Consider the following 26279-nt stretch of genomic DNA (forward strand, 5'->3'; position numbering starts at 1 on the left):
TCATGCGCTCGGACTGAGCCATATCTGCCCGAAGCTGTTGTTGATGCCCTGAGCGCCGGGCGCGAAGTTTCGCACCTTCTTGTTGGCGACGATCTGCGCTCCGGCCGCGACCAGGTCGACGGCAACGACGTCCTCGTGGATGATGTGCTGGAACTGATACCAGAGCGCACGGCGCTTGCCCTCGTCCGGTTCGGTTGCCGCCGCCTCAAGCAGGCGATCCACCTCGGGATTGGAGTAGTGGCTCGCATTGGAAAAGACGAGACCGATCTTGAAGTTCTTCGACCAATAGGCGCGCTGGACGCCCAGTGACGGATCGAAGGTATTGGAGAGGGACTCGATGACGATATCCCAGGCGCGGTCGGTATAGACCGTCTTCAAGAACGTCGCGAGATCGAGCTTCAGGATTTCGGCGTCGATGCCGATCGCGGCCAGCGATTGCTTGATGAAATCAGCATAGGCCGGTGTCAGGAAGGAATTATAGGCGAGGCGGAGCTTGAAGCGTTTGCCCGCCGCACCGCGCGGATAGCCAGCCTCGTCCAGCAGCTTCTCCGCAAGCTTCGGATCCGGCTCTCGGGCCTTGATGCTTGGATCGTACCATTTGGGCAACGCCGTACTGATCGGGCTCGGCGACACCCGCGCATATCCGTAAAGCGCGATGTCGACGAGTTTTTGCAGGTCGATGGCATGCGCGATTGCCAGCTTTACCTCGCGCTTGTTCAGGATTTCATTCTCGTAGTTGAAGAATAGCTGCTGCTGCGGGCCGGAATAGGCATAGGTGGTCGTGTCCACCACGAGGTTCGGATTGGCCTTCAGGCGCTCGATATCCGAGAGCGGCACCGGGTTTGCGCCGATATCGATCTCACCGGTTTCAAGCGCCGCGGCGCGCGCCGCCGGATCGAGGATGACGCGCAGCACGACACGGTCGAGATAGGGCTTCGGCGCATCCCAATAGCTGGGATTGCGGTCGAAGATCAGATAGCTACCCGGCACCCATTCCGTCAGGATGAACGGCCCCGTGCCGATCGTCTGCGCGAGGTTCGGTTGCTGCTCAGGCTTGAATTTCTCATAGACATGCTTGGGAACGATAGGCGATTCCGAGCTGCTGAGGGCGGAGATCAGGTAAGGTGCCGGTTTGGAGAGAACGATGATCGCCGTATGCGGATCAGGCGTCTCGACGGCCGTCACGTTCTGATAGGTAATGCGCCCGCGCGGGTGTGCTTCCCTCAAGCGGAAAATCGTAAAATTGACGTCCTCGGAGGTGAAATCCACTCCATCATGCCATTTCACACCCTGGCGAAGCTTGAAGGTATAGCGCAAGCCATCGTCGCTCACCGACCATTCGGTTGCAAGCAGAGGTATCGGATTAAGATCATAGTCGAAATCGAGCAGCCCCTCATTGATCTTCGGCCCGATCGCCTGCCCGGTGCCAGAAGAAGTGTTGATGGCGATCAGGGATGTCGGATCGGGATAATAAGCCCAATTGAGCGTACCGCCACGGACGGGCGTTTCCCCGGCCGCCTCGCCTGTATCCGGAATACCCGTGAATGCCAGACTTGCGCTACTGAGCAGCAAGAGCTGATTGAACTGACGACGATTGATGGTCATGTCTTCCGCTCCGAAAAGGTCTGAGCGGCCAAAGCCGCGAACGGGGCCCCACCCCGCATGGGAATGATCCTGTTCGCGCACCGTAATTGGAAGGCAGAATTTCTACCGGCGCTGGAAAGCCATGCTTCTTCCAGGGTTTGCAGCGGAGGGATTCGAGCCCTTCTACAAAAGGCGGGCAGCGACAATATAAAATGTTCAAGCCGCTTATAGCTGCTGCTGGACAGGCACGAGGAAAGCGGGATGATGTGAAGGGCAATCAACCGCCGCTCGGAAACTCGGTGCGGATTCGCACGAAGCAAATTCCCATACTTAAAAGCAGAAAACAGAACGAGGAAACACATCTATGGCCAGCCAGCCCGTTACCACCCGCATCGTTCTTGCGTCGCGCCCATCCGGAACACCAGTGGCGGCGAACTTCCGGCTGGAGCGGGAAACGTTGCGGGATCTCGCCGAGGGCGAGGTTCTTCTTCAGATCCTCTATCTTTCCCTTGACCCGTATATGCGGGGCCGCATGGACGATGCTAAATCCTATGCCAAGCCGGTCGACATCGGCGGGGTGATGGAAGGAGGCACCGTCGCGCGGATCGCGCGCAGCCGCAATACGGCGTTCAATCCCGGGGATATCGTCCTCTCGCATTCCGGCTGGCAGAGCTACGCGATTTCGGACGGTACTGGCCTGCGCAAGCTCGACCCAGACGCGGCACCGATCACGACCGCACTCGGCATTCTGGGAATGACAGGCTTCACCGCCTATGCCGGATTGCGCAATATCGGCAAACCCAAAGCCGGTGAGACGCTTGTGGTTGCTGCGGCAAGCGGCGCGGTTGGTTCTGCCGTTGGCCAGATGGCGAAGATTTTCGGGGCACGTGTCGTCGGGATCGCGGGCGGGCCCGAGAAATGCGATTACCTGCGCCAAGAGCTCGGCTTCGATGCCGCGATAGACCACCATTCGAGCGATTTTCCCGCGCAGCTCGCGGCCGCTTGCCCGAACGGAATCGATGTCTATTTCGAGAATGTCGGTGGCCACGTCTGGAGCGCGGTATTTCCACTGCTGAACGACTTCGCCCGCGTCCCTGTTTGCGGGCTGATCGCACATTACAACGGGGGCTCTTCCGTCTCGAGCGGACAGGATCAGCTCCCGGCCGTGATGCGGGCCATCCTGCGCCAAAGCCTTACCATACGGGGTTTCATACAGCGCGAATTCACCGACCAGCGTCCCGACTTCTATCGCGAAGCCGCAACATGGATCTCCGAGGGCCGGCTCAAGTACAAGGAAGATATCGTCGATGGGCTTGAAAACGCTCCGGAGGCTTTTCTCGGCCTTCTGGAAGGAAAGAACTTCGGAAAACTGATCGTGCGCATCGCGTCCTGAGCAACGATATAGCCAAGGAGGGTTCGGCGTTCAGTGGTCGAACATGCCCGTATTCCGTCCCGACGGGATACGGGCAGACGGCGGACGTTCGGCTCTCGTCTTCGTCCAGCTTATGGACATCACGCAGCCTTGAGCCTGCTCTCGACGAGGCGGGCGAACAACGTCGCGCCAACCGGCAGGATGGCATCGTCGACGATGAAGCCGGGATTATGCGCCGGAACGGTGCCGGCATGACCGAGCGTGAAGAAGGCTCCGGGCGCATGTAACAGAAAGTCCGCGAAATCCTCGCTGCCCATTGCCCGCTTCGGCGCCGTGGAAACCCGTGCCTCCCCCAGAACCTCGCGCCCGATACCGGCGACGATATCGACATGTTCGGCATGATTGGTGAGGATCGAAAAGATGTCGCGGATATCGATCTCGGCCGTCAGATCATGCGCGGCCGCGACATTCCGAGCGATGGTGGTGAGCCGCGAGCGGATCAGTTCCCTGACCCCGTTGGAGAACGCGCGGATCGTCCCGCCGACGCTCGCCGTCTCAGGGATTACGTTATAGGCCGAGCCCGCCCCTATCTTGGTGACCGACAGAACCGCCGGCTCGGTCGGCGGGACGTTTCGACTGACGATGGTCTGAAGCGCCTGGACAAGTTCGGTGATTGCCGGGATAGGATCGCGCCCGACATCCGGATGAGCCCCATGCGCTCCTTTGCCCTTGAACGTCACATCGAAGAAATCGGCGCCGGCCAGCACCGTTCCGGCGGTCACATGCAGATGATCCGGTGCCAGCTGGGTTGCATTGTGAAGCCCGTAGATCTCGTCGACGGGAAAGCGGTCGAACAGCCCGTCGGCGATCATCGCACGCGCCCCGCCCAGGCCTTCCTCCGCCGGCTGAAAGATGAAGGTGACGGTGCCGGCGAAATCGCGGGTTTCGGCAAGGTAGCGCGCGGTGCCAAGAAGAATGGCGGTATGGGCGTCGTGGCCGCAGCCGTGAAAGCGGTTCGGATAGATGGAAGCATAGGGCAGACCGGTTTCTTCCGGCATCGGCAGCGCATCCATGTCGGCTCTGAGCCCCACCGACCGATTGCCCGCGTGCCGCCCAACCAGACGCCCGACAACACCGGTCTTGCCGACGCCGCGATGAACCTCGATACCCCAGGAGGCCAGCTTGTCGGCGACGATACCGGAGGTCCTGACCTCCTCGAAACCGATCTCCGGATGCGCATGAATGTCACGACGAATCGCAACGAGTTCAGGGGCATAACCCGCGATACGGTCTAGGACCTTCGGAGCGGGAGCATCATTGGCAACAATATTCGATTGGGTCATGGGAGCATCTCGGAATGGGAAAACGGGCACCAGATCGAAACGACCGGCCATCGCCACTTAACCATCGAATGCGTAAGTAGTCTATAAAAATAGTAGATTACATGATTGCGAAAATACCGGCATTTTTCAAGTTTCCGCTAGATATTAGATATTTATATCATAAGCCGGCGCAAAATCGGTCGCTCCATATGTCGCCTTTGAAGCTCAGCCGACGCATCATGATCGTAGTCAACGCGATCGGCGTTTCCCTCCTCCCGGTCTCGCTGCGTTGGCTGTTCCCTCTGGAGGTTTTACCTTCAAACTTAAAGGGCTCCGGTTCATGCCGAGAGCCCTTCTTTCTTTTTTGTCGTGCCTATGTCATCACGCCATCAAATGGCTCTTACCCTTTCGTCCTCTCCCGCCTAGACCTCATTCTCGAGCGCGAGCACGGCAAAGGTGGCAAGCCAGTGCTCGCCCATATAATCGGAAGCGATGTGCGGGAGGCCCGTGGCCAAGTGATGGTCGGCCGCTTCCAGCATGATGGCACGGCGCGGATCGTCCGAGGGCAAAGCGGCAGCCAGAGAACGCCAGCACCAGGCACGGCTGAGGTTCAGCCCATCGAGATGGGCGATCTTACCATCCGTGCGATCCGTGACCGTTGCCGGCCGGAACAAAGTCGACGGCTCGTGCTCCGCAATTCGTGGCAGGAAACGGTCGAACCATGGCAGGAAATCTTCCCCGGGCAACAGACGACGCATGCACTCCGCCTCGACTAGGGCGGAGGACTGGAATTCGTCGCCGCTCGGCTCGCCCCAGGCCGGGCAATCGACATCCGCGCCATACCAGCGCCTGGCCGTATCAAGGAGAAGGCCCGTCAACGCGGTGTCCGGTGTACCGGCGGCATAATCCGCCGCCATTCTCAGCCCGAAAGCGGTATTGAAATGGGTGCCGACCCGTATGGGATAGGTCGAAAGCGGCAGGAAATCACGAAAACGCTGGGCGATGACCTGCGCCAGCGGCGCAAGCGCCCGCGACCAGCGTGGATCATCCAGCAACGCCAACTCCGCCGCGAGCTTCAGCAGCCATGCCCAGCCATAGGGCCGCTTGAAGCCGCGCGCCGTCGGCGCTGCGAAATAGGCGCATTCGGCGGCGACCTTCTCGGCAACGAATTGTTCATCGAACAGGGCACGGATGCTCGCGGCAAACGAAAGTTCAGGAAACCGGCGCAGCAGGCGCGCCAGCAGCCAATAGCTGTGCACGCAGGAATGCCAATCATAGCTGCCGTAAAAGATCGGATGGAGATCGCGCGGCGTACGCGCGTCCTGCGGTGCCGCGAGCGCATGATCGAGGTTGTTGGGATACTCACGCCGGACATGACCAAGCGCGATACCGGCGAATTGTTCTGCCAGTTCATCTGTGAGGGTAGAGAGCGTCACGGTTGGTCCTTTGCAAACGATAAAGACAATGGAAGGTCCTTGTTTGTTGAGCCAGCGGCCCTCCTGTCTCGTCGGATCTGATTTTTTCACAGATCGTCTCATATCAGCAAATTTCTTCGCCTGAAGCCACCAGAAAGTCCATAACTTTTATAGACTATAATGGCATCCCATGGCTATAAGTTGGGCACACATCCGACACCACCTGACGCTGGCACGACGTTAGGCTTGGCGAGGTTTCTTGACTTCGTCTTGTTTCGGGAAAACCATCCGAGGACGGTCGGCGGTGAGGTTCGCAATCACCCCGCTGCCCGTAGATCGAGGTAAAAGGGGGATTATCGATGACGCGATTTGTGACACGGTTTGCCATAGCGGCCGGGATGGCCTTTTTCTCGGCTGTGGCGGGTGCCCGGGCCGATGAACCGGGGCTCTGGAAGGTCTATAACGATGCCTTCAAAGGCGCGAAATACGTGGATCTGACCCATACGATCACCCCGAAAATCCCCGTCTGGGCGGGCTTCGGCAATTCGACCTTTGCCCCGTCAAAGGCTGGCGCGGATCTGGAAGACTTCGCCAAGAAGGGCGATGTCTATACCTACGACAAGCATGGCTTCGAAGCGACGAGCTACCTGCTGACGACCGATCAGCTCGGCACCCAGCTCGACCCACCCGCCCATTGGGCGCCGGAATACGCCGCAATCGATGAACTGCCGGCGACCTTCGCGGTGCGGCCGCTGGTCGTCATCTCCATCGAAGACAAGGTCAAGACCGATCCCGGCTATCATCTGCAGGTCTCCGATATCAAGGATTTCGAGGCAAAGCACGGAACGATCCCCGAAGGGTCGGTCGTCTTCGTCCGCTCCGGCTGGTCGAAGAAATGGCCGGACCCGGCGCTTTCGACCGCCACGCCCTTTCCCGGCGTCAGCCTGGACGCACTGAAGTTCCTTCATCTGGAACGAAAAATCCTGTTTCACGGCCACGAGCCGCTCGACACCGACACCACGCCCAATCTGGAGGGCGAACATTGGCTGATGCATAATGGTTATGCGCAGGCCGAAGGTGTTGCCAACCTCGATCAGGTCCCGGAAACCGGCGCGCTGGTGGCGATCGGCTATCCGAAGTTCGGCGGCGGGCTGGGCGGCTATGCCCGCTATATCGCCATCTGCCCTCCGGATTGGCCGCATGGCGTGACCATCGGCTCCGTGCCGGAGGCACCGCTTACAAAATTCGACAAGCCACTTCACTACGACGAAGCGGCCGGCATGCGCGTTCGGTAGGACGAACGATCGAACCCAACCTTTGGTAACATAGGCCTATCACATGAGCAGCAAGTCCGAATTTCTCTGGTATATCCCGAACGACGTGAAAGCCGGCCACCGAGGCGATTCCACCGTCGAAAACCACAATAGCCTAGAGACGTTGACCACCCATGCGAAGGCACTGGAGGAACACGGCTGGAAAGGCGCGCTCATCGGCACTGGCTGGGGCCGGCCCGACACCTTCACCGTTGCGGCGGCGCTTATCGCGCGTACCACGACCTTCGAACCGCTCATCGCCGTCCGCCCAGGCTATTGGCGGCCGGCGAACTTCGCATCCGCCGCCGCCACGCTGGATCAGCTGAGCGGTGGTCGGGTGCGTGTCAACATCGTGTCGGGGCAGGATAACCTTGCTGCATACGGCGACAGCGAGGGCGATCAGGCGCACCGCTATGCCCGCACCAAGGAGTTCATGCGGCTGGTTCGCAGACTATGGACCAAGGAGAACGTCACTTATGCAGGCGAGCATTTCCGGGTCACCGAATCCACCGTGGCGCCGCGCATCGAGGCTCGCGGAAGCCGTCTGCACCCCAAGCTCTATTTTGGTGGCGCCTCCGAGGCGGCCGAACGGGTTTCCGCCACCGAGGCCGATGTCCAGCTCTTCTGGGGCGAACCACTCGACGGTGTCCGAGGACGGATCGAGCGGCTCAAGGCGCTGAGCAAGGAACTGGACCGCGACCTCCCACCCCTGGAGTTCGGATTGCGGATCACGACACTCGTGCGCGACACAACGGAACAGGCCTGGGCTGACGCCGAGGCGAAGGTCGCCGAGATGGCCAAGAGCAAGGGCGCCGGCTGGAACGACCACCGGCAGTCCGTCGCGGTTGGCCAGCGGCGGTTGCTTGATCTGCACGAGCGCGGCGATGTCCTCGACGACAACCTCTATACCGCACCGGGCAAATTCGGCGGCGGCGGCGCCGGCACGACATGGCTAGTGGGTTCAGCCGACGACGTCGCCCGTTCGCTGCGCAAGTATCAGGATCTGGGCATCACGCATTTCGTACTTTCCGACACGCCATATCTGTCCGAGATCAAACGGCAGGGCAATCAACTGCTTCCGCTGTTGCGCGGTTAGGGCCGGAGCATTCTGCCGCCATAGCGTTTCTCTATGGCGAGTTGTCACAACAACACGCGGACGTTCGGCGTCAATTCCACGCATCGACAGCCTCTTTCGAGCTGAGGAAGTCGCCAACTCCATGCCAGCATATCGGTGCGGGCAGATGTCTGACCGCACCAGATCGGTCAGCGGCTGATCGTCGCTTTCAGCGCGGCGATGGATGACTGAATGCCCGCCTCGGTGGACATGGTGAAATCTTCCATCTCGAGGCTGACCCAGTCGTTGTAGCCGACCATGCGCACGACCGAGAAGAACTCCTTCCACCATTGCAGGTCGTGGCCCGCGCCCACGGCGACGTAGTTCCATGTGCGGTTTGCCACATCGGTCACGTCCTTGAGTTCGAGCAGGCCGTTGACGTCGGCAAGCCCGCGTTCGATGCGCGTGTCCTTGCCGTGGCAATGATGGATCGCACTCCCGAGCGCGCGGGCCGATGCGATCGGATCCGCGCCCATCCACATCAGATGCGACGGATCAAGGTTCATGCCCACCTTCGGACCGACCTCGTTGCGCAGGCGGAACAGGGTTTCGGGATTCCACACCAGCATCGCCGAGAAGTTTTCGAGCGCGATTTTCTCGACGCCCGTTTCATCGGCAAGCCTCACGAGATCATACCACAAGGGGAAGGCGCGCTCCTCCCACTGGTAGCGGTCACGCTCCGGCATCTCGTTGGGCCAGCTTTTGGTGTAAACGAGCCAGTTGGGCACCATGTCGCCGGGCGCCGCCTCCGGCAGGCCGGACATGGTGACGATTGTCTTCACCCCGATCTCGCCGGCGAGACGAATGGTCTCTTCCATTTCCTTGCGGTGACGCTTGCCCATGTCGCCCGGATCAAGCGGATTGGCCGAGCAGTTCAGCGCGGCGATCTCCAGCCCCCGAGCCTCGATTTCCCTAAGCTTGGTCCTGAGAATGCCCTTGTCCGCCAGAAGTTCATCAGCGCGGAAATGCGGGCCACTGGACCAGCCACCGCCGGTCATTTCGACGCCTTCGACGCCAAGTTCGACGCATTTGTCCAGCATGTCCGTGAAGGACAGATTTCCCATCACGTCGGTGCAGATTGAAAGTCTCATCAGTTCATCTTTCCTGAAAGGAGGTATCGAGGCGCGCCGGGGGAGTAGGAGGAAACCGGCGCGCCTCTCCCGGGTTATTCGAAACGGACCCAGACGGAGCCTGCGTCAGCGGAGCGCACGCAGTTTTCCAGCCAGCGCACGCCGTCGGTGCCCGCCTTGATGCCCGGATAGTGATGATCCCTCAGGAAGGCGCCGTCGCCGCGCTTCTTCGCGTCGATAGCCTGCGCGATCCAGAGATAGATGTTCGACCAGCTGTCGCCGAGTCCTTCAGTGTGAAGGGCGCCCATGCGCTCATAGCGCAGGCTTTCGTCTTCGAGGTACGGCATGCCGTGATGAAGCACCTGCGGCGGCTGTCCCTGTACCTCATAGATCAGTTCGTTGGGCTGGGTATCGGTCCATTCGACCGAGGCCTTGGATCCGACGAAGCGGAACCTTTGGCTGGCCATGGAGCCGGCATTGACCGACGACACCCAAAGGCGGCCGACGGCGCCGTTGTCGTAGTGCGACAGCACGTAGGCATTGTCCTCAAGCGGCGCACGCGATCTGATGAAAGACTGGCGGTCGCAGAGGAGTTTCTCGATCTTCATATGCGGCAGCACGATCTGCGACATGTAGTAGATATGCGTTCCGATATCGCCGAGAACGAAGGTCGGACCCGATGTTGCCGGATTGGTTCGCCACTTCTGCGCGTCGGATGCATTGGCATCGTCGCCCGAGCTGAAACCATGCGTATACTGCATGTCGACGATACGGATGTCGCCGAGGATCCCCTTCTTGACCATCGCCGCCATCTGATGAAGCAGCGGATGACCGGAAAAACCATAGGTCACGCCGACGATCAGCCCCTTTTCTTCCGCCAGCTTGGCGATTTCGTCGCATTCGGCCACGGTGAAGAACAGCGGCTTTTCGCAGATCACATGAAGGCCGGCTTCAAGGCACGCCTTGGTGATTTCATAATGGGTGAAATTGGGCGTCGCGATGGAAACCACTTCCACGCCATCCGGGCGCTGGCTTTCCGCGGCGATGAGGGCCTTGTAGTCGTCATAGCAACGCTCGGGCGTAACGCCGAGCTTCACGCCGAAATCGCGGCCACGCGCGACGGCGAGGTCGAAAGCACCGCAGATGAGCTGATAGCTGCCATCCCGCAATGCGCCGGTGCGGTGCTTGTAGCCCACCTGCCCGGTGCGACCGCCGCCAACCATGCCCCACCGAAGAGGACGGTCGATAAGTCTTTCTCCGTTAATCATTTTCGAGCCTTTCAGAATGCTTGTTTGTTGGTGTTTGAGAAATGTTCGCCACGGCGCGCGTTCGGGAAAGCCGCTCTTCCGTCGACGGGCATCCTTTGACCGATCATGCCCGTTGCGAGAGCGTCGGCTCCAAGGGTCATTTCGCGCCCCAGTGCTTGTCGATATATTCCTGCATCTTGCCGCGCATGAACTTGCCGGAATGGTCTGCCCGTTCCTCCCAGGCAAAGACACAGGCGGTCATGATGCCGTCGAAGCCGATCTCGGCGAGCGTTCCGAAGAAATCGTCCCAGGGCACTTCGCCCTGCCCGATGTCCAGATGCTGGTGAACGCGGGCCATCGAGCCGGGGGGATTGACGATGTAGCGCAGGCCCGAGGATGCCTTGTGGTTAAAGGTGTCGCCGACATGGACATGGGCGAGGACGTCCTTAGCTTCCCGCAGCATAGCCTTGGTGTCGTCGCCGAAGTAGAAGGTGTGGGGCGCGCAGTAGAGGAACTTGAAGTTCTTCGAATTGACCGTGCGGATGATGTCGAGCGCGGGCTGGAGGGTCTCGCACCAATCTTCCGGATGGGGTTCGACATGAAGGTTGATGCCTTCCTTCTCGAAGATCGGCACCAGTTCCTCCATGGAGCGCCACCAGGCATCTTCACATGTCTCGATCATCGAGCCGGTGTGGCAGCAATAGCAGGAACCCTTGTCGGGATGGGGTCCGCGACCGAACTCCGAGTTCATGGTGTCGACGCCCAACTCGACGCAGATCTCGATCGCGCGCTTCCAATGCTTGACCGCCGCCTGCCGTTCGACCTCGTCGTTCGACGCCCAGCGATACATCGGAAGCAGCGAGGCTATTCCGACATTTGCATCGGAGAGCGCTTTCTTGAAGGACTTGATGCGGCCGGGAAAGACACGGGGAGCCTTGAACCACTCGAGGAAGTCCCCCCGCGGGCTCAATTCCATCCATTCATATCCAAGCTCGGCCACCTTTGAGGGCAGCGCATCGAGCGAGAGATGGCGATGCATGAAGGGGTCGATTGCGATTTTCATTTCTGGTCACCCGTCTAAGAGTTGTTTGGCTGGGCCACCCGAACATCGGATGACAGTGGTTCGGATGCCGCGATCCACAACGGCACCCGCTTGAAAGAGCCGCTATCCGGCGGAATGAGCCTGGATCTCGGCTTCCAGCTCCGCCATCGCCTCGCCGCCAGCCATGAGATCGGTGATTTCCTCGCGGGTCCGTTCGCCCTTTCGGAAATCCGCCGCCTTGGCGCCCTTGATCAGCACCGCGAAATGGTCGCCGACCGTCATGGCGTGGATGACGTTGTGGGTGATGAAGATCACAGCGAGACCGCGGCGGCGCGCTTCGAGCACGATGCGCAGAACATGCGCCGCCTCCTTGACGCCGAGTGCTGCCGTTGGCTCGTCGAGGATCAGCACCCGGGCTCCGAAGTGGACGGCGCGCGCGATCGCCAGCGATTGCCGCTCGCCGCCGGACAGGCCGCCGATGAGACGGTCACCGTCGTCGATCCGGGTAATGCCGAACTCCCGGACGGCTTTCACGGCAACGTCGTTCGCGGTCTTGCGGTCGTAGACCTTGAATGGTCCGAAGCCTTTTGTCGGCTCGCGACCGACGAAGAACGAGCGACCAATGCTCATGAGAGGAAATGTGCCGCCGAACTGGTGGACGGTCGCGATACCGAGATCCGCCGCCTCGCGCGGGTTGCTGAAGGTGATCGGCTGGCCGTCGAACTTCACGGTGCCCGTTGTCGGCTTGTAGACGCCGGCAAAGGTCTTGATGAGCGTGGACTTGCCGGCGCCGTTGTCCCCGAGAAGACAAAGCACCTCGCCGGGGTGGACCCTCAATGTGATGTCGTAAAGAACATCGATCGGGCCGAAGGATTTATTGACGTTTTCGAGCTCTAGGATCGGGGTTGCCATCTCATAGCCCTCCCTTTTTTCTCTTCGGCGAATAGGTAAGCGCCATCTGACGGAAGGTGTTGTTCATGAGAACCGCGACCAGAAGCATCACGCCGATGATCAGGCTCGACCAGTTGCGGTCGAAGGATGTGAAATAGATGCCCTGGTTGACCACGGCGAAGGTGATGGTTCCGAAGAAGATTCCAATCACCGACCCGAACCCTCCCGTCAGCAGCACGCCGCCGACGACGACCGAAATGATCGCATTGAAGATGAAGGTCATGCCGCCCGACACTTGGGCCGAATTGAACAGGATGGCCTGACACATGCCGACGAACGAGGCGCCGGTTGCTGAGAGGACGAAGAGGATCACGGTCAGCTTGGTTGTCGGAATACCGGCATTGCGCGCGCTGATCCTGTCGCCTCCCATGGCGAAAACCCAGTTGCCATAAGGGGAATAGTGCATGAGGAAGACGAAGAACGCGGTGATCGCCAGCCACCAAAGGATGATCACCTGGAAGGAGCCGCCCAGGAACTGACCGAAGACGAACTTGGCCCAGGGAGCCGCCGTCAGCGCCACGCTGGTTGTCCCGGTCACGAGTACCGAGAAGCCAAGCATCAGGCCCTGGACCGCAAAGAGTGTACCAAGCGTCACGATCAGCGACGGAACGGCCGTTCGCACGACCAGCAGACCGTTGACCAGTCCGACGACGATGCCGAAGGCAATAGAGCCAAGCATCCCGACCCAGATCGGCAATCCGTAATGCCCCGACACCACGGCGACGATCATGGATCCCGCGGGGATCATCGCGCCGATGGAAATGTCGAGTTCGCCGGCGATCATCAGCAGCCCGATCGGGAGCGCGACGATACCCAGGTTGGCGGCGACATTGAGCCAGCTCGCCGCCCCCGCCGGCTCCAAGAATTTCGTACTGCCGAAGACGACGAAGAACACGAGAACGCCGATGAGGCCGAGGAAGGCGCCTGCCTCCGGTCGGCGCAGGAGACTGCCAAATGATAGGTTGTTCATGTACGTTACCCCAGTTTTGGGCGTGACTACGCAAACGCCGGATCAAGGATCCGATCGCTGGACTGAAAGCGTCCGGCCCGGGAAGAACCACCGGCCGGACGTCACCGATTGAAGATCAGCGTACGCCCTTGCCGACACCAGCCAGGGTCGCTTCGATGTTCGAAGCATCGACGATCCCGGGTCCGGTCAGGACCGGGGCGGTCGGAAGGTTCGTGCCGTAATCGATGTGGGACGCAAGGAGCGTGACGCCGAGCAGCGACTGCAGGTAGGGCTGCTGGTCGATGGCGAAGGTCTGCGAGCCGTCCTTGATCCTGGCGAGGCCCGAGCTGTTCAGATCGAAGGTACCGTGTGCCACTTTGCCGGCCTTGCCGGCCTGCTTGATACCGCTGGCACCCGCATCCGCGTCCGTCGCGCTGATGTTGATGACGCCGTCGATCGTGTCATCCTGAAGCAGCGTCGCCTTGATCGCCTCGGCGATCGCGGTCTGGTCGCCAAAGCTCGTCGCCGGAAGCGGAAGCTGCTTACCAGCACCGCCCTTGGCGACGATACCGTCAATGACGCCCTTGCAACGGGCTTCCTGGTTGGCCGCGCCAGGCACGGTATTGACGCAGAGAACGTTCTTGCTTCCCTTGGAAGCGAAATATTCGCCCCCCGCCTTGCCGGCCGTATATTCGTCCGAGCCGACATAATTGATGGCGCCGAGTTCGCGTGCCTTGTCGATGCTGCCGGCGTTGATGAGAATAACCTTGATGCCGGCGGCAACCGCGGCCTTGATCGCCTCGTCTTCGGCTTCCGGCACCCAATCGGGAACGGCGATACCATTCACCCCCTGGCTGATGGCTGTACGGACGAGCTGTGCCGCGTCCGGTCCGAGATTGTCGTAGGTCTGAAGCTGAAGGTAGGTGACGGATCCGCCGTTCTTCCCCACCACGAGGGAGGCATCGTCGAGCCCCTTCTTGATGCGGCTCCAGAATTCGTCGTCAGTCTTGCCGCCGATGACGGCAATATTCGCCGCCATGGCTGAGGACGCCGCGACGACGCCGATTGCGAGTGCAGCACTCGTGAGCAGCCCATGCAGGGCACGCCGTGAAAATTTCATCTGATTTCCTCCCAGCGATCTCACCGTGGATCTCTCCTCCGTCCTCGGCGTCGCAGAAATGACCTAGCAGACACGGCATTGGCGTGGAATATATCTTGCGCTGAAATGATATTTTTGTATCATTTCGTCTCAACTCTAAATGAGATATTTTATTTCATGAAAAAACGTCCCACCATCGCCATGCTGGCCGAATTGTCCGGCGTCAGTATCTCGACCGTGAATCGGATCATGGGAGGATCCGGATCGGTGCGGGCGGAGACGATCCAGAGGGTTCAGAACGCTGCGGAGGAGCTCGGCTTCTACGGCCTTGGTGTCATCGAGGGTCGCAAGCAGGATGCCATTCCGAGCTATCGTTTCGGGTTCCTGCTGCAGCAGTCGACGCGCGATCTCTACCAGCTGTTCGCCGCAAAGATCGTCGAGGCCGCTGCACGACGTCACAACGAGAAAATCGAAGCTGTGATCGACTTCGTCGACATCCTCGAGCCGCAGAACATCGCCGATCGGCTTGAGGCTCTCGGGAAGCGCTGTGACGCGATGGCCGTCGTGGCCGGAGACCATCCCCTGATCGGCCAGACAATCCAGTCTCTCAAGTCTCGGGGCAAGCCCGTCGTGGCCTATATTACCGACCAGTCGGCCTCCGCGCGCGCAGGCTACGTGGGCACGGACAACTGGAAGCTCGGGCGGACGGCCGCCTGGTTTCTCGCACAGATGACACCGGATGCGGGGCGCCTCGCGGTGTTCATCGGAAATCATCGCTATCAATGTCAGGATATAAACGACGCGAGCTTCCGATCCTACATCCGCGAACATGCACCGCATCTTCGGATCGACGATAGCCGGCCCACGCACGAGGAGCCACAGGAAGCCTATCGCATGGTCAGCGAACTCCTGTCCGAGCTCAACGATCTCAGAGGCATCTTCATCATTGGAGGCGGCATATCCGGCGTCTTGCGCGCTGTTCGCGACGCTCCCGAGGAGAAAAGCAGGAATGTCCGCATTATCTGCCGCGACATTGGCCCGGAAACGCGAAAGGGGCTATCCGAAGGCCTGATCACCGCAGCGCTATGCCATCCACTCGAGCAGACCTCCGATGCTCTGATCGCCACGATGCTCGCCGGCTTGGACAATCGCAGCAGCACGACGATCCTGCAGCGCGTGGTTCCCTTCGAAATCATCACGCCTGAAAGTATCTGAAGCATTCGAACAAGGCTCGATCCCTGAGATACTGTTCCATCAATATCTGCCGAACAAAGCTGGATCAAAGGCTGCCTACCATCAGGCACGCCGTGATCGTAAACAGCCGACTATTTCCCTAATCGTTGCCTACCACGCTAAACCTCGCCGACGACAACGGACGAGTCGAGCCGTTCTATCAGTGTGGAACTAGCCTCATTGACGCCGATCAACTCGACCTGAGCGCCATGCGTTTTAAAGCGCTGGACAACTTTCTCCAGGGCCGCGACAGCGGTGATGTCCCAGAAATGCGCCCGGGAGACATCAATAGTAACGCTCATGTCGGCAGCGTCCCTTACGTCGAATGACTCGACGAAGACGTCAGCCGAAGCGAAAAATACCTGCCCCGAGACGCGGTAGAATATTCGCCTGGTCCCGGCGTCGCGTTCGATCTCGACATGCAAGAGGCTGGCGACCTTGAACGTGAAGAACACGCCGCTTAGAAGCACCCCGACAGTGACGCCGAGCGCCAGATTGGAGGTCGCGACCGTGACGACGACGGTTGCGAGCATCACGGCACTCGATATCTTCGGATGGACGACCAACTTGCGCACGGACGACCAATCGAACGTGTCGATCGAGACCATGATCATGATTGCCACCAGCGCGGCAACCGGAACCTGCGATACCCAGGGTTTGAGCAGAACCATCAGGACCAGCAGAAAAGCACCCGCAAACAGTGTCGAGAGACGGCCGCGACCGCCGTACTTCACATTGCTAATCGTCTGGCCGATCATGCCGCACCCAGCAATGCCGCCGAACAGGCTCGATGCGGCATTGGCAAGGCCAAGACCCGCACTTTCCCGGTTCTTGGAACTCGGGGTATCGGTCAAATCGTCAACGACGCTGGCCGTCATCATCGACTCAAGCAAGCCGACCATGGCGATCGCCAGAGCCGGGCCGGCGATGATACGGAGTGTCTCGAGGTTGAGCGGAACCTCTGGCCATGCGAAGACGGGAAGGGAATCCGGAAGGCGACCGAGGTCGGCGACAGTGAGCACGGGAAGCTTCAGCGTCACTGAGGCGACAGTCAGAACGACGACGCAGATCAGAGGCGATGGCAAAGCTGTTGTGATGCGCGGCGCCAGATAGATCAGTATCAACCCTGCCGCCAGAAAGGCATAACCGACCACGCCCCCGTCGATGATATGCGGCACCTGAGCCGCAAAAATGAGGATCGCAAGTGCGTTGACAAAGCCGGTCCGGACCGACTTCGAGACAAAACGCATCAGCACGCCGAGGCGCAACAGGCCAAAGACAATCTGTATGATCCCCGCCAGCAGGCCGGCGGCGAACAGATAGGGCAAGCCATGGCCATGAACCAAAGGTGCCGCGACAAGAGCGACGGATCCGGCTGCGGCCGAGATCATGGCCGGGCGCCCGCCGCTAAAGGCAATGACAATTCCGATCACGAAAGACGCGAACAGCCCCACCTGCGGATCGACACCAGCCGCGAACGAGAAGGCGATGACTTCGGGAATGAGAGCAAAGGTCGCGACTGCTCCAGCGAGCATCTCGCGGGTGGGATTGGCAAGCCACTCCCGGCGAATAGACGATAATGACATCTGGTGAATTCTCGCAAAGGACGCCTGGCCTCGGGCAAGAGGCCGCAAGTTGGCATTCAGGTTTTGCGTGGTCCGGCGGATCGGCGGCCGGAATAGCCACCCGGATTCTCACCGGGTCCAGTCGAGTGCGTCCTTATAGGCGCGGTTCTTGATAAAGGGCAATATCTGCGCTGAAAGATAAAATCTGAGTGTCCTGAAACGCCTTAAGCCGGCACGACAACCCCGGCTCGAGACCCCGAGCCGGAGCAGACGCATCATGACATCACGTCTTGGCCGCCTTGACGAAACGGGGATCGAAGGTCTTGGCGTAGGGCACCTCGGCATCGGCCAATTCCGGGTCAAGCGTCTTCAGGACGCTCATCATCGACGTGTAGCCTTCCTCGCTGATCATGCCGTCGGGTGAATACATTTCCTTCGAGTTCTTGAAGGCCTGTATGTAGAGATCGCGGTTTCCGAGAAGGTATTCTTCGGGCACGGTATCCGCCACGTCTTCGGGCTTCGCCTGGCCGATCCATTTCAAGGCCTTCAGGAAGGCATTGGTCACCCGCTGCGTCGTCACCGGATTGGTTTCGGCGAAACTGCGCTGGATGTAAACCGTTGCGGCCGGGTTCGGGCCGCCGAACAGCGCGCGCGTTCCAGCCTCTGTTCGCGTATCGATCAGGACGGAAACGAGATCCTCATACTGAAGCTGGGCGATCACCGGATCGAGATGAGACAGGCCGTCGACCTCACCGTTCTTGATCGCCGCGACGGCGCTGGCACCGCCGCCTATGCCGATCAACGCGACATCGGTTGGCGCCAGCCCATTCTTCTGCAGCGCATATTGCAGCATCAGCGCCGTCGACGAGCCCGGTGCCGTGACCCCGATCTTCCGCCCCTTGAGGTCGGCCACGGATTTGATCTCGCCCGCGAGCTCCTTGCGCACGGCAATCACAATCCCGGGGAACCGGCCCAGACCGCAGATGGCGACGATATCCTGCCCCTTGTTCTGCATGCGGATCGTGTGCTCGTAAGCACCGGCGACAACATCGACCGAGCCGCCGATCAGCGCCTGCAGCGATTTCGCGCCGCCGGCGAAATCATTGATGGTGACGTTCAGTCCTTCTTCCTCGAAGAAGCCCTTCTTTTCGGCAATCGTTAGCGGAAGATAATAGAGCAGCGGCTTGCCGCCGACGGCCAGGGTCAGGTCCGGCTTTTCCGGCTTCGCGTCATCGGCGACGGCCGGCCCGCTTGCCTGAAAGAAGGCGGCAGCACCGATGCTGGCTGTGCCGATCAAGAATGTCCTGCGTTCCATGTTTTCCTCCACTAGATCGAAATTGAAATCGCTTAATGCCGCCACCGCAGCATATGCCGCTCAACCCTGGTCATCAGCCAGTCGACGATGAGGACGAAGGCCATCAGCACGAACATGCCGGCGAAGACGCCGGCCACATCGAACACGCCCTCGGCCTGCTGGATGAGATAACCAAGCCCTGCGGCCGAACCCAGATATTCGCCGACAACCGCACCGACAACCGCAAATCCTACAGAGGTATGGAGGCTCGAAAACATCCAGGACAAGGCCGAGGGAATATAGACGTGGCGCAACAGCTGCCTCTCGTTCATCCCGAGCATGCGGGCATTGGCAAGTACGGTCGGGCTCACTTCCTTCACGCCCTGATAGACGTTGAAAAAGACGATGAAGAAGACCAGCGTGACGCCGAGCGCCACCTTCGACCAGATGCCGAGGCCGAACCACAGGGCGAATATCGGTGCCAGGACGACACGCGGCAAGGCATTGGCGGCCTTGACATAGGGATCAAAGACGGCAGCCACCACGGGCCGGCGCGCAAACCAGAAGCCGAAGATTACCCCACCGATCGCGCCAATGAAAAATGCCAGCAGGGATTCCGACAGTGTTACCCAGAGATGATACCAGATCGATCCGTCGGCGAACCATTTCACGATCCGCGCGGCGACCTTGACCGGATCGGCAAAGAAGAATGCGGCAGTTCGCGGGTTGCCGAAGACATGCGTCGATGTTGCGAGATACCACGCACCGACGATCACGATCGCCACCAGCAATTGGCAGGCCAGGAGCTTCGTTCTCGTCATTGCGCGGCCACGTTGGTCTGCTGATAGGCGGTCATGACTTCTTCTCTCAGCGCATGCCAGATGCTTTTGTGCAGCTCCGTGAAGGCCGGGTCGTGGCGGATTTCGGCGATGTCGCGCGGCCGGGGGATCGTGACGCGAAAATCGCCGATGATCCGGGATTTCGGCCCCGCCGACATGATGACGATGCGATCCGCAAGGGCAATCGCCTCGTCGAGATCATGGGTGACGAACATCACCGCCTTCTTGTCCTCGGACCAGAGCTTCAGCAGAAGGTCGCCCATGATCAGTCGGGTCTGTGCGTCGAGCGGACCGAACGGCTCGTCCATCAACAACAGCTTCGGATTGCGGATGAGCACCTGGGCCAATCCGACCCTCTTGCGCTGGCCACCGGACAGCATGCTCGGATAGCGATCGGCAAAGCCGCCGAGGCCAACACGCTCAAGCCATTCCATCGCCGATTTGCGCGCTTCACTCGTCGACACGCCGGATACCTCGAGGCCGATGGCGACGTTTTCGAGCACGGTTTTCCACGGCATCAGCGAATCCTGCTGAAACAGGTAGCCGGCTTGCCTATTCAGTCCCTTCAGGGGGCGTCCGAAAATCTCGACAGACCCTGATGCCGGATCGAGCAGCCCTGCCGCCACGTTGAGAAGCGTGGACTTGCCGCAACCGGTAGGCCCGACGATCGCCAGGAATTCGTCGCCCGCCACACCAAGATCGGTGTCGGCCACCGCGTCGAAGCGCTTGCCGCCGGCTATCCCGAAAGAAATCGACACCTTGTCCAAGTGGACGGCCAGAGGAGCCGCGATCGTCACGGCTTCCGCTTTCGATTGAAAATTTTTCAACTCTCCCGAACCCATCATTTAACAAGCAACATCACAAAGAGCCTGACCGATCAGCAAACAATCAAACACGATCCAACCCACTTCATGACCATAGGGAGCCCGCAAACATGGACGGGGTCCAATGCCGCTGAACTGCGTTCATCGATGAAATGAATTGGCCTGCCTCCTCCAAGCAGAGCTCCACCTGACCAATCTGGCATCATGCGGCCCATTTTTCCATAGCATTTTCATTGGAAATCGTGTCGAGCGAATAATGTTTTTTGTCATCGTCTATGGAGCGGCGGCGACAAGGTGCCCCGGCTCGACGACACGGTAGCCGGCGTTTACGGGTCGGTAATCGATTGGCCGGATCGGACTTTTGATTTCGTCGTTTGCGACCGGACGTTTTTCCCGGCGGCGGTCCGGATCAGGCACCGGAACGGCTGCTATCAGCTTCCTCGTATAGGGATGCTGCGGGTTCTCGAAGATCGCCGCCCTTGGACCAATCTCGACGATCTCGCCGAGATACATGACGGCAACACGGTGGCTGACCCGCTCCACAACCGCCATGTCGTGCGAGATGAAAAGAAACGCGAGGTTGAGGCTCTGCTGCAGATCGAGCATGAGATTGATGACCTGTGCCTTGATCGAGACATCGAGTGCCGAGACGCTCTCATCCGCGACAATGACCTTCGGCTCCAACGCAAGGGCGCGGGCGATGCAGATGCGCTGGCGCTGACCGCCGGAAAATTCATGGGGGTAGCGCGTTGCCATTTCCAGCGAGAGCCCGACCTTCAACAGGAGGTCGGCCACCACGTCCTTGGCCTGCTTTGCCGTGCCCATCCCGTGCTCCAGATAAGGTTCAGCGATCGCGGCGCCGACGGTCATACGCGGATTGAGGCTTGCATATGGATCCTGAAAGATCATCTGCACCGATTTGCGCATCTGGCGCATGTCCTTACGGTCAAGCGAAAGCACATCCTTGCCTTCCACCACCACCGAACCGTCATTGGGCTCGATCAGGCGCATGATTGCGCGACCGGTCGTCGATTTGCCGCAACCGGATTCACCCACGAGCGACAAGGTCTCGCCGGCATGGAGATCGAAGGAAACATTCTCCACGGCATGGACGCGGCCGCTCAGGCGACCGAGGAGACCGGAATGAATATCGAAGCGCTTGCACAGGTTCCGGACCTCCAGGACCGGACGCAGGCTGGAGGCAACCGTGTCGGCAGTTTCCTCGGGCACATCGGATTCGCCCGTTGCCGTGTTGACCACGGGAAAACGCAGCGGCCGTGCGTGCCCCTTCATGGAACCGAGCACGGGTACGGCCGACAGCAAGGCGCGAGTGTAAGGGTGCTTGCTGCGATGAAAAATGTCGGCGGTCGCTCCCGTCTCGACCTGCTCGCCGCGATACATCACCACCGTCCGGTCGGCGATCTCCGCCACCACCCCCATGTCGTGAGTGATGAACAGGACGGATGTCCCCTCCTCTTCCTGAAGCATTTTGATCAGGTCGAGGATCTGCCCCTGAATGGTGACGTCGAGCGCCGTTGTTGGCTCGTCGGCAATAAGGAGCTTCGGCTTCGACGCGAGCGCCATTGCGATCATCACACGCTGGCGCATGCCGCCCGAAAAGCGATGTGGATATTCATCGAAACGGGCAGCGGCGGAGGGGATGCGAACCTTCTCCAGAAGCCTGATAGTCTCGGCACGGGCCTCGGCTTTCGACATCGGCAAGTGGCAGAGCAAGGCCTCGGAAATCTGATCGCCGATCGTAAAGAGCGGATTGAGACTGGTCATCGGCTCCTGAAAGATCATGGCAACCTCGTTGCCACGAACCCGGCGCATGGCATGCTCCGGCAACGCCAGAAGGTTATCACCATCAAGCATGATCCTGCCTTCGATGCGGCTCATGTCTTTCTGCAGCAGCCGCATAATCGAGAGTGACGTCACGCTCTTTCCCGATCCGGACTCCCCAACGATCGCAACGGTTTCTCCCGGCGCAACCGTAAAGGAAATATCCCGGACAACGGGCTTCCAGCTCCCATCGATCAAAAACGAGGTCGTGAGGTTCTCGACCGAGAGAACCGGTTGAGCGGCGTCGACCGTCTGCGCTTCCATGCTGGCCATGCTTGGTTCCTTGTCGTTTCGGGCAGGCGTGGCATATCAATCCGGCCAGCGCAGCATTCCATCGAAGCGATGCTTGCTGCGATTTTCGATAGGCGTCGCGATGATCTCGTTGGATGCGCGTGCCTTATCGAGTTCCTCGGACAGACGCCTCGCCACGATCGTCTCCTCACCCGGATGCAGGTTGCAGGGATCAAGATAAAAGTATTGATGCTCCACTTTGTGGTCGCGCACGATGATCGGGGGCGTCCCCCGCGCCAAGGCATCCGCAAGATCCCAGGCGGTGATATGGGCAACCTCCGGATTCAGGAGGACGCGCATTCGATCCAACGGATTGCTGGTGGGATCGGGCTCGATCAGGGCCGTAACACCCGGGCGCCCATCCAGCGTCTGCTTCCAAAGATTGAGATAGCTGGTTTCCCGTTCGCGGATACCGGCGTGATCGCGCGTTTCCCAGGCCTCGAGCGCGGCCATCACACCGAAGATGCTTTCCTTGCCGACCTTCATGCCGCGGCCGATGCCCATGTTTTGAAGGAATGCGTGCCGGACCAGTTCCTTCCTGCCGGCGACAATGCCCGACGTCGGTCCGCCGAGGAATTTGTGGCCCGAATACAATGCCACGTCCGCCCCCTGCTTGAGGAAAACCTCAAGGTCATATTCCGAGGCGGCGTCGACAATCACCGGCACGCCCTTGGCATGGGCGATCTCGACGAATTCCTTGAGGTTCAGGAGCCCGTGGTCGACCACATGATGCGAGACGACATAGACGGCGGCGGCGGTCTTTTCGGTAATGGCGTTTTCCATGTGGAACCGATGCGTGGATGTCGCCTGGCCGACCAGAACCACCTTGCCGCCGGCAAGCCGTATGGCCTGATCGACAGGCGCGCCGTAGCTGACCACATGCCCCATCTGAACGAGGACTTCGCTTTTCTCCGGCACGACATCCGGCAGCTTCTCGATGGCCAGCAGATCGTTGCCGGTGATGGCGCCTGCAACGGCAAGGCTGATGCCGGCCGAGCACGATGCCGTTACGAAACCGGCCTCGCCACCCGTCAGGCGCGCTATCACAGCACTTGCCTTGCGCTGGAGATCGTTGATCTCGACGAATTGCGGCAGGATCGACGACATCGCCCGGACTGCTTCCGGAACGACGATGGAAGCGCCAAGGCTTGTCATCGTGCCGGACACATTGATGACCGGGCGAAGGCCGATCGATGCACGGATATCATCGGACATTTTATTTCTCCTGTCTCTCTGTTCGGCGACGAGGATCGCTTCGATTTGCCTCATCGACAACTATGCCATAATAATGTAATAGGCTCTAAAATTGCTCAGGGAACATGGAATTGGACGCAAAGACATCATCTCCAGCCCATCCCGGTGGTGCGCATCCGACCGAGGACGAAAGCACCAAAGTTGCTCGTCGATCCCGCGTCAGCGGTATCGATCGCGCGCTTCAGGTCATTGATTATCTTTACGAAACCGGCTCTCCAGCCGGAGTTTACGCGATCGCCAAGGCCGTCAAGGCGCCGCTTTCCACGATCTACGTGATTGTCGACGATCTTGTCGAAAAGAACATGCTGACGCGCAACGCGGACGGAGCCCTTTGGCTTGGTCCGAGGCTCTACCATTATGGGCTCGCCTATGCTCGTTCGCTGGATTTCATGAGCGTGGCGACACATGAAATGCATGATCTTTGCAGGGAGGTGGGCGAGACGGTGCAGGTATGCGGGCGCGATGGCGATCACATGCTGGTGCTTGCCATGGCAGACGGGCCGAGCCATTTCCAGGTCGCCTCTCGAGTCGGAACTCGCGTACCGCTCAACTGGACCGCTTCCGGGCGCCTTCTGGTCGGCCATCTGGCCACGGAAGAGCGCATCGAACTCTTCAGGCGATGCGCGCGCTCCTCGCCGACGGGACGCGCCGAGATCGATCCAGCAGCCCTTTCGGAAGCGGCCGTCAAGGCTTTCGACGACCGCCTGTCGATCCAGGCTGGCGAGTCCGATTATGCCGTTGCCTGCATCGCCTCGCCGATCTGCGATCGGGATGGCCAATGCGTTGCCACCATCTCCATCGTGCTGCCGGAACAGAAGGCCTTTTCCGACGAGAACCACTACACCACGCATGTGCGTGCTTCGGCGGAGCGGATAGAAAAGGTGATGGGCTGGCGCAACCACTAGGACATTTTCCTTCAATCGTTCAGGGCGATGATCGCTTCGATCTCGACCGTGATGTTGCCGGGCAACGAGCCGAAACCGACAGCCGAGCGCGCATGTTGACCAGCCTCGCCGAAGACGGCGATGAAGAGATCCGAGCATCCGTTGATGACGCTCGGATGGTCCTCGAAGCCCGGAACCGCATTGACCATGCCAAGCAGCTTGACGACGCGCTTAACGCGGGACAGATCCCCGAGCGCCTCGTGCATGACCGCGAGCAGATTGATACCCGTCAGGCGCGCGTGCCTGTAGGCATCGTCGACGGCGACATCCGTTCCGACCTTGCCGGAATGCATGAAGCCGTCCGCCTCGCGCGGGCCCTGTCCCGAAAGATAGAGAATGTTCCCTTCCTGCACATGCGTGACGAAATTGGCGATCGGTGGCGGCGAGGGCGGCAACTCAATGCCGAGCGAGGCTAGCCGCTCATAGGGGGAGCCGACGGTTGTAGTCATTGCTGGGGACCTGTTCACGCAAATTCCTGTCTGAAATCGTTGTTGGCGCCGCGGTTACCGGTACGAATAACCGTGGCTGTGGCGCACGAGCTTGCGAGCCCTTGGAATGTAACGGCTGGCTGCAATCGCCTCGCTGCCGATGACGGCATAGCGCGGCTCGAAGAGCTTCTTGAGCACCGAGACGTCGCCGTTGGAATCGGTTGCTTCCACCTCGGAGTCGATCAGGTCGAAGATCGTGAAGTCGGCGCGTTGCCCGACCGACAGGCGGTTTTCCATCGACAATTTGATGACGGATGCCGGCGCATGGGTGACGGCATCCACGACCTTGTCGAATGGCATGCCGACCGAAAGCAGCTTGGACATCGTCGTGGCCAGATCCCAGACCGGGAAGTTCATCGAATGGCCATGCAGGTCTGTCGAGATCGAGAACGGCAGCAGGCCGCGCTTGATCGCGGCCTCGGCCACCTGGAACGAGAAGGAAGCTCCGCCGTGGCCAATATCCAGGCGAATGCCCTCGCCCGCGCAGCGTTCGGCGAGGTTGAAGAGATCTTTGTCTTCCAGGATGCTCGAACCCGCCTTGCCATTGAAGCAATGGGTAACGACGTCTCCAGGACCGAGAATTTCAAGAACCTCGTCGTAGAGGGCCGGCGGCTCACCAACATGCACCATCATCGGCACGTTCAGGATCTTGGCAATCTTCTTGCCGAGCTTGACCGGTGTTACGCCCCACGAGCCGGTAATGACATGGCTCGCGCGAACCTTGATGCCGACGATATGCTCGCTGTTCTCGGCATAAACTTCCAGGATCCGGTCGAGATTGATGGAACGGATGTCCATCAGCTCACTCACGCGGTTGCATGCGACCAGACCGATGGAACCGAGGTTGAGGAAAGCCTTGATCCGCTCCCTAGATGGCTCGATGATATATTCGCGAAAGCCGTGAAAATTCGCCTCGCCAGCCGATCCGGCATCGACCAGCGTGGTCACGCCGCGTTCGGCGCCACATTCCGACGGGCGAATGGAGATGTCGGTACCGCCATGCCAGATATGCACATGCAGGTCGACCCAGCCCGGCGATATCCACGCTCCCTTCGCATCGATGCGCGTAACATCGTCGGCCACGGACAGCGAGGGTCCGATCGCCGCGATGTTGCCGTCGGCGCCGACGCGAATATCGATCGTCCCTTGCGGCGCGGCATTGCCGAAGGCCATGGGCTTGACGTTGGCAAGCAGAAGCGGCTTTCCCACCTGATCCCCGGTTGACAT

Annotated in this window: 22 protein-coding genes and 1 other annotated feature; of the genes, 5 read left to right on the top strand and 17 right to left on the bottom strand. The window is 60.0% G+C overall.

From position 1 onward, the window contains the following. Complete coding sequence (locus tag EX00_RS16075) at nucleotides 1–1605, bottom strand: ABC transporter substrate-binding protein (protein WP_047459609.1); 1605 nt, start codon at nucleotides 1603–1605, stop codon at nucleotides 1–3. 343 nt (nucleotides 1606–1948) lie between these two features. Here EX00_RS16075 and EX00_RS16080 point away from each other — a divergent pair, with 343 nt between their 5' ends. After that, entirely contained in the window at nucleotides 1949–2977 is a 1029-nt protein-coding gene (locus tag EX00_RS16080; RefSeq protein WP_047459612.1) for an NADP-dependent oxidoreductase, read from the top strand. A gap of 119 nt (nucleotides 2978–3096) precedes the next feature. On the opposite strand, the gene EX00_RS16085 is transcribed toward EX00_RS16080, so the two are convergent. Next, complete coding sequence (locus EX00_RS16085; RefSeq protein WP_052210752.1) at nucleotides 3097–4299, bottom strand: M20 aminoacylase family protein; 1203 nt, start codon at nucleotides 4297–4299, stop codon at nucleotides 3097–3099. Between the two features lie 401 nt (nucleotides 4300–4700). Next, a complete protein-coding gene (locus EX00_RS16090; protein ID WP_047460418.1) occupies nucleotides 4701–5714 on the bottom strand; it encodes a DUF2891 domain-containing protein in 1014 nt (337 codons plus the stop codon). A gap of 338 nt (nucleotides 5715–6052) precedes the next feature. Here EX00_RS16090 and EX00_RS16095 point away from each other — a divergent pair, with 338 nt between their 5' ends. Together EX00_RS16095 and EX00_RS16100 are read left to right on the top strand one after the other, a co-directional pair. Then, on the top strand, nucleotides 6053–6988 hold the full coding sequence (locus EX00_RS16095; protein WP_047459615.1) for a cyclase family protein: 936 nt from the start codon (nucleotides 6053–6055) through the stop codon (nucleotides 6986–6988). 43 nt (nucleotides 6989–7031) lie between these two features. Further along, complete coding sequence (locus EX00_RS16100; protein ID WP_047459618.1) at nucleotides 7032–8102, top strand: LLM class flavin-dependent oxidoreductase; 1071 nt, start codon at nucleotides 7032–7034, stop codon at nucleotides 8100–8102. Nucleotides 8103–8269: 167 nt separating this feature from the next. On the opposite strand, the gene EX00_RS16105 is transcribed toward EX00_RS16100, so the two are convergent. The 6 genes from EX00_RS16105 to EX00_RS16130 all read right to left on the bottom strand — a co-directional run bounded on the left by EX00_RS16105 (nucleotide 8270) and on the right by EX00_RS16130 (nucleotide 14499). Next, nucleotides 8270–9211, bottom strand: a complete 942-nt coding sequence (locus EX00_RS16105) for a sugar phosphate isomerase/epimerase family protein (RefSeq protein ID WP_047459620.1) — start codon at nucleotides 9209–9211, stop codon at nucleotides 8270–8272. A gap of 74 nt (nucleotides 9212–9285) precedes the next feature. Further along, nucleotides 9286–10458 (bottom strand): Gfo/Idh/MocA family protein, encoded by a 1173-nt coding sequence (locus EX00_RS16110; protein ID WP_047459622.1) that lies wholly within the window; start codon nucleotides 10456–10458, stop codon nucleotides 9286–9288. 136 nt (nucleotides 10459–10594) lie between these two features. Then, nucleotides 10595–11500: a sugar phosphate isomerase/epimerase family protein gene (locus tag EX00_RS16115; RefSeq protein WP_047459624.1), complete on the bottom strand. Its 906-nt coding sequence runs from the start codon at nucleotides 11498–11500 to the stop codon at nucleotides 10595–10597. 102 nt (nucleotides 11501–11602) lie between these two features. Further along, entirely contained in the window at nucleotides 11603–12391 is a 789-nt protein-coding gene (locus tag EX00_RS16120) for an ATP-binding cassette domain-containing protein (RefSeq protein ID WP_007700383.1), read from the bottom strand. Between the two features lies 1 nt (nucleotide 12392). After that, complete coding sequence (locus tag EX00_RS16125) at nucleotides 12393–13400, bottom strand: ABC transporter permease (protein ID WP_047459630.1); 1008 nt, start codon at nucleotides 13398–13400, stop codon at nucleotides 12393–12395. Between the two features lie 115 nt (nucleotides 13401–13515). After that, complete coding sequence (locus EX00_RS16130) at nucleotides 13516–14499, bottom strand: sugar ABC transporter substrate-binding protein (RefSeq protein ID WP_047459633.1); 984 nt, start codon at nucleotides 14497–14499, stop codon at nucleotides 13516–13518. A 156-nt stretch (nucleotides 14500–14655) separates the two neighbouring features. On the opposite strand from EX00_RS16130, the gene EX00_RS16135 reads away from it, so the two are divergent. Beyond that, nucleotides 14656–15693, top strand: coding sequence for a LacI family DNA-binding transcriptional regulator (locus tag EX00_RS16135; protein WP_047460421.1), 1038 nt, complete (start codon nucleotides 14656–14658; stop codon nucleotides 15691–15693). 137 nt (nucleotides 15694–15830) lie between these two features. On the opposite strand, the gene EX00_RS16140 is transcribed toward EX00_RS16135, so the two are convergent. The 6 genes from EX00_RS16140 to EX00_RS16165 form a co-directional block, all read right to left on the bottom strand. Further along, the gene (locus EX00_RS16140) at nucleotides 15831–17297 is read right to left on the bottom strand and encodes a SulP family inorganic anion transporter (RefSeq protein ID WP_047459635.1); all 1467 of its coding nucleotides are present in this window, start codon (nucleotides 17295–17297) and stop codon (nucleotides 15831–15833) included. Nucleotides 17298–17363: 66 nt separating this feature from the next. Next, nucleotides 17364–17419: a sequence feature (sul1 is cis-regulatory element that is thought to sense ions involved in sulfur or methionine metabolism; They are found in Alphaproteobacteria), on the bottom strand. Nucleotides 17420–17559: 140 nt separating this feature from the next. Beyond that, nucleotides 17560–18591 carry an ABC transporter substrate-binding protein gene (locus EX00_RS16145; protein ID WP_047459638.1) on the bottom strand — a complete coding sequence of 344 codons (1032 nt, stop codon included), beginning with the start codon at nucleotides 18589–18591 and terminating at the stop codon, nucleotides 17560–17562. Between the two features lie 32 nt (nucleotides 18592–18623). Continuing rightward, complete coding sequence (locus EX00_RS16150; protein WP_047459640.1) at nucleotides 18624–19391, bottom strand: ABC transporter permease; 768 nt, start codon at nucleotides 19389–19391, stop codon at nucleotides 18624–18626. Next, a complete protein-coding gene (locus EX00_RS16155) occupies nucleotides 19388–20251 on the bottom strand; it encodes an ABC transporter ATP-binding protein (RefSeq protein ID WP_052210780.1) in 864 nt (287 codons plus the stop codon). The genes EX00_RS16150 and EX00_RS16155 overlap by 4 nt, the downstream gene beginning before the upstream one ends. A gap of 255 nt (nucleotides 20252–20506) precedes the next feature. Further along, nucleotides 20507–22348 (bottom strand): ABC transporter ATP-binding protein, encoded by a 1842-nt coding sequence (locus tag EX00_RS16160; RefSeq protein WP_047459642.1) that lies wholly within the window; start codon nucleotides 22346–22348, stop codon nucleotides 20507–20509. 36 nt (nucleotides 22349–22384) lie between these two features. Further along, nucleotides 22385–23581, bottom strand: coding sequence for an aminotransferase class V-fold PLP-dependent enzyme (locus tag EX00_RS16165; RefSeq protein WP_047459645.1), 1197 nt, complete (start codon nucleotides 23579–23581; stop codon nucleotides 22385–22387). A 104-nt stretch (nucleotides 23582–23685) separates the two neighbouring features. Between EX00_RS16165 and EX00_RS16170 the strand changes: the two genes are divergently transcribed. After that, nucleotides 23686–24525 carry an IclR family transcriptional regulator gene (locus tag EX00_RS16170; RefSeq protein WP_047459647.1) on the top strand — a complete coding sequence of 280 codons (840 nt, stop codon included), beginning with the start codon at nucleotides 23686–23688 and terminating at the stop codon, nucleotides 24523–24525. 11 nt (nucleotides 24526–24536) lie between these two features. Here the strand turns inward: EX00_RS16170 and EX00_RS16175 are convergent, their stop codons facing one another. Further along, nucleotides 24537–25013, bottom strand: coding sequence for a RidA family protein (locus EX00_RS16175; RefSeq protein ID WP_047459651.1), 477 nt, complete (start codon nucleotides 25011–25013; stop codon nucleotides 24537–24539). Nucleotides 25014–25067: 54 nt separating this feature from the next. Next, nucleotides 25068–26279 carry an amidohydrolase/deacetylase family metallohydrolase gene (locus EX00_RS16180; protein WP_047459654.1) on the bottom strand — a complete coding sequence of 404 codons (1212 nt, stop codon included), beginning with the start codon at nucleotides 26277–26279 and terminating at the stop codon, nucleotides 25068–25070.

Source organism: Martinezella rhizogenes (genome assembly GCF_000799715.1).
In the GTDB taxonomy this organism is placed as follows: Bacteria; Pseudomonadota; Alphaproteobacteria; order Rhizobiales; family Rhizobiaceae; genus Rhizobium; species Rhizobium rhizogenes_C.